Here is a 10,404-nt window from a genome sequence, read left to right on the forward strand (position 1 = left end):
CCGGTGACGAGCGTCGGGCGCCCGGCGGTCGTCACGCGGGTGCCCCGATCCGGGGCGCAGACCCGAGGACGTCGCCCAGCGCGGCCGCCGTGGCGTCCGCGCCGCCGAGGGTGAAGCACAACTGCCGTCCCCACAGGAAGTAGCGGTGGATCGGGTAGTCCACGTCCGCACCGATACCGCCGTGCAGGTGCTGCGTCGCGTGGACCACCCGCAGACCGCCTCGCGACGCCCACCATTTGGCGACGAGAACCGCGGATTCGGCCTCCTGCTCCCGTCCGGCGTCGAGCAGCCACGCCGCCCGCCGGGTGGTGAGCCGGATCGCCTCGGTGTCGAGGTAGGCATCGGCCGCGCGCACCGCCACCGCCTGGTTGGTCGACAGTGGCCGGCCGAATTGAATTCGCTGCGAGGTGTATTCGGCCGTCGTCTGCAGCGCCTGTTCGCACACGCCCAGCTGCACCGCGGCGAGCGCGAGCTGGATCCGGCGGCGCACCCAGGCGACCGTCTCCGCGCCGTCGCCCGGCAGACGATCGACTGCGGGCACGACGACGTCGTCGAACCGGACATTGGCGAAGCTGCCCCGGTCGGTCGCGGCGACCGGTTCCACCGTGACGCCGTCCGCCCCGGTCGGTATCACCACGACGGCGAGCGAACCGTCGTCGCACCGGACCGGAACGGTCGCCGCGGCGGCCACGGCTGCGGCGGGCACACCGGCGACGGTTCCGCTGACGACCAGGTCGTCGCCCTTGCTCACCGCCGACAGCGACGTGAGTTCACCGTAGGGGGCGTCGAATGCCGCGACGATCGGCCGGGAGCCGTCGACGATGCCGGGGACCAGGCGTTCGACCTGCTCGGCCGTGCCGAACCGGACGATCGCCGAGGCGGCCGCCGTCACCGACCACAGCGGTACCGGCGCCACGTGCCGGCCCTGCTGCTCGAGCACGGTGATCAGGCCGAGCAGACCCATCCCGGCGCCCCCGGACTCCTCCGGCACCGCGATGCCGAGCAGGCCCGCGTCGGCGAGGGCACCCCACAGCGTCGCGTCGAAACCGCCCTCGTTCTGCTCCACCTCGACGACCCGCTCCACCGGCGCGAGCTGCCGGAAGAGCTGGGACGCCAGATCCTGCACACTCGTCAGGTCCTCGTCGAGTTCGAAATCCATGTCAGCTCCTCGTGCTGGTGGGGGCGTCGGTGCGGCGACGGGCGGCGAGCGTCATGCCGAGGCACTTGGCGGCGACGATCTCGCGCATCACCTCGTTGGTGCCGCCGCCGAACGTGTTGTTCTGGGCTCTGCGCGCCAAGGTTTCGACGCGTCCCTCGACGACGGCTCCGGGGCTACCGGGCCGCAGCAGGCCACGGACACCGAGGATCTCCTGCATCTTGCCGTAGGCGGTGACGACCGCCTCGGTGCCGAAGATCTTGGCGGCCGCGGAGTCACCGCCGCCGAGGGTGTTCGCGGCGACGTCCGCGACGAGCCGGAGGTTGACGAGGTCGGCGGCACTGAGCAGTGCGTACGTCTCCGCCAGATTGGTACGCACCCAGGGCAGGTCGTAGACGGTCCCGGCGCCCAGGGGCTCGGACTGCGCCCAGGCGAGCACGGCGTCGTACAGCTCGTTCGCGATGCCGCCGCGGGCCGCGAGCGCGACCCGCTCGTGGTTGAGCTGGTTGGTGATCAGGCCCCAACCCTGGTTCAGCTCGCCCACGACGTTGGTCAGCGGCACGCGGACGTCGTCGTAGTAGGTGGCGGAGGTGCTGATGCCACCGACGGTGTGGATCTCGGTCACCGAGAACCCGGGCGCCGACGTCGGTACCAGCACCACCGAGATGCCCTGGTGCCGCGGCGCGTCCGGATCGGTGCGGACGGCCAGCCAGATCCAGTCCGCGTAGACGCCGGCGCTGGTGAAGATCTTGTTGCCGTTGATGACCAGTTCGTCGCCCTCGATGCGGGCGCGGGTCTGCAGCGAGGCGAGGTCGGTGCCCGCGTTCGGTTCGGTGTAGCCGATGGCGAAGATCAGTTCACCGGCCAGGATCGGCGGCAGGAAGAAGTCCTTCTGCGCCTGGGTCCCGTGCTTCATCAGCGCCGGCGCGACGGTGTTGAGGGTGACCAGCGACAGCGGTGCGCCGGCGCGGATCACCTCGTCGTAGAACACGTACAGGGCCTCGGGATCCTCTCCCCGGCCGCCGTATTCGGTGGGCCAGCCGAGACCGAGCCACCCGTCGCGGCCCATCCGTCGCAGGATGCGGTCGAACACGGGTCCGCCCTCGGTCTGGTCGACGAGGGCGCGCCGGTCGTCGTCGTCGATGATCTCGGCGAAGTAGTTGCGTAGTTCGGTGCGGAGCCGACGGGAATCGTCGGACAGTTCCGGGTGCATAGCCCCTCCAGGTGGATGTGGTGTGGTCGGTGTCAGCGCGGCAGTCCCAGCACGCGACGGGCGATCACGTTCAGCTGGATCTCGATGGTGCCGCCGCCGAAGAGCACCGCGGGCAGACCGAGGTGGTCGAGCATGTGGCCGTCGTCGTCGGCGGCGCCGAGCGGACCGAGCAGCGAGACCAGTCCGCGCGAGCCGTCGCGTTGGGCGAGGGCGCTGAAGACCTTCTGCACGCTGATCTCCGCCCCGGCGTCGAGACCGGACAACCGGCGCAGCACGCTGCGCAGGTTCATCGCCGACAGGGCCATCTCACGGCCGGTGTTGCGGCCGAGGACGCGCAGTGCGTCGTCGCGGGCGGCGGCGTAGCGCCCCGACTCGACGACGTCGCGCACCCGCGCGGCCGCACCGTGCGCGAGCTGTGCGCCCATGCTGAGCCGTTCGTTGGCGAGGGTGGTCACCGCGAGGCGCCAGCCCTGCCCCGGTTCCGAGACCAGGCAGTCGTCGGGGACGAAGACGTCGTCGAAGAACACCTCGTTGAACTCCGCCCGCCCGGTCGCCTGTCGCAGTGGCCGCACGTCGAGCCCCTCGCTGCGCATGTCGACGAGGAAGTACGAGATGCCCTCGTGCTTGGGCGCCTCGGGATCGGTGCGCGCCAGGCAGATTCCCCAGTCCGCCTCGTGGGCCATCGAATTCCACACCTTCTGTCCGGTGAGGACCCAGCCGCCGTCCACCTTGCGGGCGCGGGTGGACAGCCCGGCGAGGTCCGAGCCGGCGCCCGGCTCGCTGAACAGCTGGCACCAGACGATCTCGCCGCGCAGGGTGGGAGTGACGAAACGCCGCTGCTGGTCCTCGGTGCCGTGCCGCAGCAGGGTGGGCAGGGCCCACTCGCCGATGACGGTGGTTGGTAGTTCGAGGCCGCGGCACGCGAATTCGTCCGCGATCACGGCCTGTTCGTGCGGTCCGGCCGCGAGGCCGTAGGGCCGGGGATAGTGCGGCGCGACGAGTCCGGCCTCGGCGAGGCGGGCGCGACGTGCCCCGCCGCGTGCCGGCGCCCAGCCGTCGCTGCGCACCGCGTCGTCCGGCAGTGCCCGTACCTCGTCGAGGACGGCGCCGACCTGCGCACGCAGCTCCGGTAGCGCATCGGCTTCGACGAAGGAGAAGTCGCGCTCGCCCGACAGCGCGAGCTCACCGAGCCGGCGTGCCCAGACGTCCTCCGGGCCGGCGACGGAGGCGATCGACAGTGCCCGTCGCCAGTACAGGTGCGCGTCGTGTTCCCAGGTGAAGCCGATACCGCCGAGCAACGTGACGCATTCGAGCGCCACGTCGACGGCCGCCGGCACCGCCGTCAGCCCCGCCTGCGCTGCCGCGAGACGCTGCTGCTCCCGGTCCTGGCGCACCGAGCGGGCGGCGTCCCACGCCGCCGCGCGGGCGATCTCGCTGCGCACCAGCATCATCGCGGCCTTGTGCTGCACGGCCTGGAAACTGCCCACGGGGCGGCCGAACTGGTGACGGTTGCGGACGTGGTCGACGGCGGTGTCCAGTGCCCACGCCGCGATTCCGGCGGCCTCGGCGCCGAGCACCGTGTTGCCGATCAGCTGCACGTCGTCGTCGGCGATCGCCGGGAGCAGGTCCTCGGGTGTGATCGCCGCTGCGGACAGCCGCAGTCGTCCCACCGACCGGGTGAGGTCCACGCCGTCGGCGACCTCGACCTCCCCGGCCGCGGACGGCAACCGGAACCACACGGGCGCGCCGTCGGCGGTGGCGCGCACGATCACCTCGTCGGCGCCCGGCAACCCGAGCACCGGCTCGGAGACACCGGTGACCGTCCATCCCCGCCCCGACGCGGTCGCGACGAGGCCGGGGGTGGTGACGGCGGCGCCGGTCGCGCCCTCGGCGAACCGCCGCAGCAGGTCCGCGACGAGGCCCTCGGGCGGGAGGGTGGCGACCAACGCCCCGGCCAGTACGGTCGGCACCCACGGGCCGGGAACGAGGGCGCGGCCGAACTCCTCCGCCACGACCGCGAGTTCCGGCAGTCCCGCCCCACCGCCGCCGTGCTCCTCGGGCAGGTGCAGGGCGTGCAGGCCCTGCGCGACGCACGCATCCCAGATCTCCGGCCGCTTGCCCGCCGCCAGGTCGGCGAATGCGGCGCGGGTGCGTTCGATCGGGGCGTGACGACGGGCGAGGCCCGCGACGGAGTCGGCGAGGTCGCGGTGGTCGGCGTCGAGTGCGATCGTCATGGCCTACATCCGTTCCAGAATCATGCACGTCGTGGCGGCGGACGCGCAGATGGCGATCATCGCGACCTGCCGGTCCCGGCGTTCGAGCTCGTCGATCGCGGTGGCCAGCAACCGGATTCCCGTCGCGCCGGCCGGGTGGCCGAGGGCGATGGCACCGCCGCCGACGTTGAGCACGTCCGGGTCGACCTCGAGCACCTCGGCGAACGACATCGGCACCGCGGCGAAGGCTTCGTTGACCTCGAACAGGTCCACGTCGGCGACCGTCATCCCGGTGCGGTCGAGCAGCATCTGCGCCGCAGCCACCGGGCCGTCGAGCATGAACTCGGTGTCGCCGCCGATGACGCACTGCGCGAGCAGCCGGGCCCGCGGCGCCGCGCCGAGTTCTCGTGCCCTGTCCTCGGACATCAGGACCGCGGCGCTCGCCCCGTCGGACACCTGCGACGAGGTGCCGGCGGTGTGCAGGCCGCCCTCGATCGTGGGACGCAGCCGCGCGAGCGCCTCCGTGCTGGTCTCGCGCAGTCCCTGGTCCCGGGTGACGGTGCTGCTGCCGTCGTCGCCGGGGACGGCGACGGGGATGATCTGCCGGTCGAACCACCCGGCGTCCCAGGCGTCGCGCGCCCGTTGCTGCGACCTCAGGCCGAACGCGTCGAGGTCCTCGCGGGCGAAGCCGCGGTGCCGGGCGATGCGGTCGGCCGCGGTGTACTGGTCGGGGGTGTCCACCGACCACGACGCCGGTCGCGGGGTGCCGGCGCCGGTGCCGACCTTGTAGGTGAGCGGGACCCGCGACATCAGCTCGACGCCGCACGCCAGGCCGACCTCGAGGGTGCCGAGCGCGATCTGCCCGGCGACGAGATGCACCGCCTGCAGCGCGGTGCCGCACTGGGCGTCGATGGTGGTGGTCCCGGTGTGGGAGGGCAGGCCGGCGTGCATCCACGCGGTGCGGGTGATGTTGCCGAACTGCTCCCCGATCGGGGTGACACACCCGCCGACGGCCTGCTCGACGAGGGCGGCGTCGAGGCCGAGCCGGTCGAGCACGCCGCGTTGCGCGAGTCCGAGTAGCTCGGCGGCGTGCAGACCGGAGATCCAGCCGTCGCGCTTGCCGAAGGGGGTGCGTGCGGCGTCGACGATCACGGGTTTCATGCGGGTACCTCCGGTCGGGTCCACTGTCGGTTGTCGAGGCCGTGGATCTCGAGCCCTGATTCGTCGACCAGGCCGGGGCCGGCGGTGATCCGGCCGGTGAAACGGGACGGCACGACGGTCACCGCCACTTCGCGGCGAAGGCGTGGATCGCGCCGGTCACGCGGGTGACCTCCTCGTCGGAGAGCCCGTGACTCATGCCCAGCGTCATGCCGCGTTCGAACACCGCATCGGCCTCGGGCAGCCCCTCGTCGGGCACGCGGTGCTCGACGCCCGCCATCATGGGATGGCGGGTGATGTTGCCGCTCCACACGGTTCGGGTGTCGATGCCCTGCGCTTCGACGAACTCCTGCAGGTCACTGCGGGAGAACGGGGCGTCGGCGGAGACCGTGACGGGATAGCACAGCCAGGCGGTGTCGAGGCCGTCGGTTTCGACCGGCGTGCGGAAGAACTCGGGGTAGGCGCCGTATGCGGCGGTGAACTCCGCGAAGGTCTTGCGGCGCCGCTCGTAGTTCTGCGCGAGCTTGTTCAGCTGCACGACGCCGTAGGCGGCGCCGAGTTCGGACGGTTCGAAGTTCCACGGCAGCAGATCGAAGATGAAGTCGTTGTCGTAGTCGACCCCGTCCAGATCCTCCCGGAAGACGCGTCCACCCCCGTTGCCGAACAGGTTCGGCTCGGAGCGACGTCCCCAGCGGCGAAGCAGGAGTGCACGATCACGGGTCTGCTCGTCGTCCATCATGACCATGCCGCCGGTGCCGGCACACGTGATGATGTGGGCCATGGAGAAGCTGGTGACGCTCAGGTCGGCACGCGCGCCGGTGGGCGTGCCGTGCAGCCGGGCACCAAGGGTGTCGCAGGTGTCCTCGATCACCTTCAGGCCGTGCCGGTCGGCGACGGTCCGGATCGCGTCCCAGTCGGGGCAGTTGCCGGCGAGGTTCGGGACAAGCACGGCGCTGGTGCGGTCGGTGACCATCGCCTCGATCTTGGTGACGTCGACGTTGAACGTGTCCGGTTCGACGTCGACGAAGACCGGTACCAGGCCGGCGCGCACGAGGGGCGCGACGTCGGTGGAGAAGGTCAGCGGCGAGGTGATGACCTCGCTGCCCTTCGGCAGGTCGAGCAGCTCGACCGCGAGGTACAGGCCGGACGATCCGGAGTTGCACATCACGCCGTACTGCTTCCCGGACAACTCGGGGATGCGGCGTTCGAGCTCGAAGACGTTCTTGCCGATGCGCAGCCCCTGATGGCCGCTGCGCAGGACGTCGACCACCGCTCGGATTTCGTCCTCGCCGTGGGTGGCGCGGGCATAGGTGATGCGTTCGGTCATGTTCGGACTTTCTCTGGATGGGTGGTCGGTCAGTTGTCGGCGGAGAGCACGAGTGCGCTGTGCGGCACCGGGGAGCCGCCCGTGACCAGAACGTTCGACACGTCCTTGCCGGGCTGGTTCACCGACGTACCGCGGATCAGGCGCACGCCCTCGGCGATTCCGTTGACGCCGTGGATGTATCCCTCGCCGAGTTGTCCGCCGTGGGTGTTGACGGGCAGGCGGCCGTCGAGTTCGAGGTTGCCGTCCGCGATGAAGTCCTTGGCCTCGCCGCGGCCGCAGAACCCGTACTCCTCGAGTTGCAGCAGCACCATCGGGGTGAACGCGTCGTAGAGGATCGCGGCGTCGATGTCGTCCGGATCGATGCCGGCCTGATCCCACAGCTGCCGTGCCACCAGCTCGACCTCGGGCATCTCGTCGATGTCCTCGCGGTAGTAGCTGCTCATGGAGATCTGCTGGGGTCCGACGCCTTGCGCGGCGGCGGAGACGACGGCCGGCGGGTGCGGCAGGTCGCGGGCCCGCTCGGTGCTGACGATCACCAGGGCCTGGCCGCCGTCGCTCTCCTGGCAGCAGTCGAGGAGCCGCAGCGGGTCGGCGATCATCCGGGAGTTCTGGTGGTCGTCGAGGGTGATGGGCCGCTCGTAGAACCAGGCCCTGGGGTTGACGGCGGCGTGCTTGCGCGAGAGCACGGAGATGCGGCCGAAGTCGGCGCTGGTCGCCCCGTACTTGTGCATGTAGCGCCGGGCGAGGAACGCCTCCTGCTGGGCGGGGGTGAGCAACCCGTAGGGGTTGATCCAGTTGCGGTATTCCTGGTCGGTGTTGGCCGTGTAGGCGAACGGCGGCGGGCCGGCGCCGAACCGGGTGCCGGAGCGTTCGTTGAAGGCCCGGTAGACGACCACGACGTCGGCGACCCCACTGGCCACGGCGAGCGCCGCCTGCTGCACGGGTGCGCACGCGCCGCCGCCGCCGTGCGGGATGCGGCTGAAGAACGTCAGTTCGGGGATGCCGAGTGCCCGGGCGACCGCGATCTCGGGGTTGGTCTCCATCGTGAACAGCGCGAAGCCGTCCACCTCCTCGACGCCGATCTGCGCGTCCTCGAGCGCGGCGAGCACGCTCTCGCAGGCCAGCTGCCATTCGCTGCGCCCGGAGTTCTTGGAGAACTCGGTGGCGCCGATACCCGCGATCGCCGCCTTGCGGGCGAAACCCCCGTCGGGAATTGCCTTGCCGCTCATCGTGTCTGTCCTTCGTACGGTGCGACGGTGACCTCGGCGGTCACATGTGTTCCTCGGGCGTTGCGGCCGAGCACCTCGACGGTGACGGCGCCGGCGTCGACGCGGGTCACCGTCCCGGTCAGGCGCATGGTGTCGCCGGGAAAGTTGGGGACGCCCAGCCGCAGTGCGACGCGGCGGATGCGGGCGGCCGGCCCGGCCCAGTCGGTGATGTAGCGGTCGACGAATCCGTTCGTCGAGTTGATGCTCATGAAGATGTCGGGCGTGCCGCGCTTTTCGGCTGCACCCGGATCGTGGTGCACATCCTCGAAATCCTGGGAGGCGATCGCGGTGGCGACGATGGTGCTGCGGTCGAGCGGTAGGTCCAGTGCCGGCAGTTCGGTGCCGACGGACACGATCGGCAGGCTCATGCGGCACCCCCGCCCGGAAGGCGCAGCTGCGGCAGGATTTCGCCGTGCGCGTGCTCGGCGAAGCCGACCTCGAGCTCCATGCCGATCCGCAGCCGGTCGTGCTCGACCCCGGCGATGTCGGCGACGATCCGGATGCCCTCCTCGAGGTCGATCAGCCCGACCGCGAGGGGATAGTCGAAGGACGGGTCCTTCGGGTGGTGGATCACGGTCCAGCTGTGCAGGGTGCCGCGGCGCGACGACTCGACGGTGTCCCACTTGAAGGAGCGGCACTTCGGGCACGCCGGTCCCGGCGGATGCCGGAGTGCGCCGCAGTCGCTGCAGCGCTGGATCTCGAGCCTGCCCTCGCGGGCGGCTGCGAACCAGAACTCGTTGTCCTGGGTGATCGTCAACCTGGGAACGGCCGTCATCACGCCTCCTCGGTGGTGTTCGGGTCGAAGCGGAGCAACCGGAATCGCTCCTCGACGAGCAGTTCGCCGTGCTGGTTCTCGTAGCGCTTGTGCAGGGTGACGAAGCAGCCGCGGCCGAGGCCGGTGCGTTTGACCGGGGAGATCGACTCGATGGTGAAGTGCGCGGTGACGTGGTCGCCCCGGACGAGTTCGCGGTGGTAGTCCTGCTCGACGTTGGTGGCGACCACGGAGGTGAAGCCGTGCCGGTCCAGCAGAGTCATCAGCTCGGAGTAGGCGAAGTCCTCGGTCCGTCCTTCGGCGCGCAGCCGCTGCACCTCGCGCCAGCGCCGGTAGCCGGCCATCACCCACGTCGAGATCATCGCGGGCGGGCACACCACGTCCGGTCGTCCGGTCGCGCGGGCCGCGTCCCGGTCGACATAGACGGGGTTGTAGTCGTCGTGGGCCTCGACCCAGTTCCGGATCATCGCCTCGTCCACGGCGTACCGGGCCACCCGGGCGGGCTCGGCCACCCGCCCGACGTACTGCTCGAACTCCCGTTCCAACTCCTGTTCCAGCGTCGGCACGTCCGCACCACCTTTCTTGAGCAAGCGCTTGGTGCAGTACGGTAGGCGCGGATGCCCCGCCGGGACGGCCCGTTCCCACTCAGTTGGAACGGACGGCAGAAAACTCGAGCCGAACCGGCGAAACGGAAGGGAAAAGTGACCATGACGTCGGACCGACGCGACGAGATCATGCGGCTCGCGGCCGAACTCTTCGCAACCAAGGGGATCGCCCCCACGACGGTCCGTGACATCGGCGAACGCGCCGGAGTGTTCTCCGGCAGCCTGTACCACTTCTTCAGATCGAAGAATGCGATCGTCGCCGTGATCCTCAGCGGCTTCATGGCCGACATCGACCAGCGCTTCCGGCGCGTGGTGGAGACATCGACGAGCGCCCGCGAGACGGTGCGCGGCCTGATTCGGCAAACGCTCGCCGTGATCGAGGAACATCCCCATCCGACGGCGATCTACCAGCAGAACCGGCAATACCTGCGCGACAACGGCCTGCTCGACGTCGTCGACGCGCCGTCACGCACGGTGCGCGACTACTGGCTCACCGCCCTCGCCGCCGGTGTCGCCGACGGCAGCTTCCGCTCCGACATTCCCGCCGAGGTCTTCTACCGCACCGTGCGGGACACACTGTGGGCGAGCATGCACTGGCCGGGACGCGACGACTACACGACGGACGAGTTCACCGACCTGCTCGTCGCGCTGTTCTTCGGGGGCTTCGCGGAGGAGAAATGACGCCGTGTTCG

At 70.6% G+C, this 10,404-nt stretch carries 10 protein-coding genes; 1 reads left to right on the top strand and 9 read right to left on the bottom strand.

Features of this window, described 5'->3' with window-relative positions:
• Positions 1-31: 31 nt before the first annotated feature.
• The 9 genes from ACWPQI_RS23285 to ACWPQI_RS23325 form a co-directional block, all read right to left on the bottom strand.
• Positions 32-1,159, bottom strand: coding sequence for an acyl-CoA dehydrogenase family protein (locus ACWPQI_RS23285; RefSeq protein ID WP_010594067.1), 1,128 nt, complete (start codon positions 1,157-1,159; stop codon positions 32-34).
• A 1-nt stretch (position 1,160) separates the two neighbouring features.
• Entirely contained in the window at positions 1,161-2,369 is a 1,209-nt protein-coding gene (locus ACWPQI_RS23290) for an acyl-CoA dehydrogenase family protein (protein WP_003938756.1), read from the bottom strand.
• A 32-nt stretch (positions 2,370-2,401) separates the two neighbouring features.
• Entirely contained in the window at positions 2,402-4,603 is a 2,202-nt protein-coding gene (locus tag ACWPQI_RS23295) for an acyl-CoA dehydrogenase (protein ID WP_474738518.1), read from the bottom strand.
• A 3-nt stretch (positions 4,604-4,606) separates the two neighbouring features.
• Positions 4,607-5,743 (bottom strand): steroid 3-ketoacyl-CoA thiolase, encoded by a 1,137-nt coding sequence (locus ACWPQI_RS23300; RefSeq protein WP_040269877.1) that lies wholly within the window; start codon positions 5,741-5,743, stop codon positions 4,607-4,609.
• Between the two features lie 118 nt (positions 5,744-5,861).
• On the bottom strand, positions 5,862-7,067 hold the full coding sequence (locus ACWPQI_RS23305) for a DegT/DnrJ/EryC1/StrS family aminotransferase (RefSeq protein ID WP_017680086.1): 1,206 nt from the start codon (positions 7,065-7,067) through the stop codon (positions 5,862-5,864).
• 29 nt (positions 7,068-7,096) lie between these two features.
• Positions 7,097-8,296 (bottom strand): lipid-transfer protein, encoded by a 1,200-nt coding sequence (locus ACWPQI_RS23310; protein ID WP_017680087.1) that lies wholly within the window; start codon positions 8,294-8,296, stop codon positions 7,097-7,099.
• Positions 8,293-8,703: a MaoC/PaaZ C-terminal domain-containing protein gene (locus tag ACWPQI_RS23315; RefSeq protein ID WP_474738519.1), complete on the bottom strand. Its 411-nt coding sequence runs from the start codon at positions 8,701-8,703 to the stop codon at positions 8,293-8,295. Before ACWPQI_RS23315 ends, ACWPQI_RS23310 begins: the two co-directional genes overlap by 4 nt.
• Positions 8,700-9,110 carry a Zn-ribbon domain-containing OB-fold protein gene (locus ACWPQI_RS23320; protein ID WP_017680089.1) on the bottom strand — a complete coding sequence of 137 codons (411 nt, stop codon included), beginning with the start codon at positions 9,108-9,110 and terminating at the stop codon, positions 8,700-8,702. Before ACWPQI_RS23320 ends, ACWPQI_RS23315 begins: the two co-directional genes overlap by 4 nt.
• Entirely contained in the window at positions 9,110-9,673 is a 564-nt protein-coding gene (locus ACWPQI_RS23325) for an FAS1-like dehydratase domain-containing protein (RefSeq protein ID WP_474738520.1), read from the bottom strand. The genes ACWPQI_RS23320 and ACWPQI_RS23325 overlap by 1 nt, the downstream gene beginning before the upstream one ends.
• A gap of 141 nt (positions 9,674-9,814) precedes the next feature.
• Between ACWPQI_RS23325 and ACWPQI_RS23330 the strand changes: the two genes are divergently transcribed.
• Positions 9,815-10,393: a TetR/AcrR family transcriptional regulator gene (locus ACWPQI_RS23330; RefSeq protein ID WP_474738521.1), complete on the top strand. Its 579-nt coding sequence runs from the start codon at positions 9,815-9,817 to the stop codon at positions 10,391-10,393.
• Positions 10,394-10,404 lie beyond the last annotated feature (11 nt).

This window comes from Rhodococcus sp. LMD (assembly GCF_056108245.1).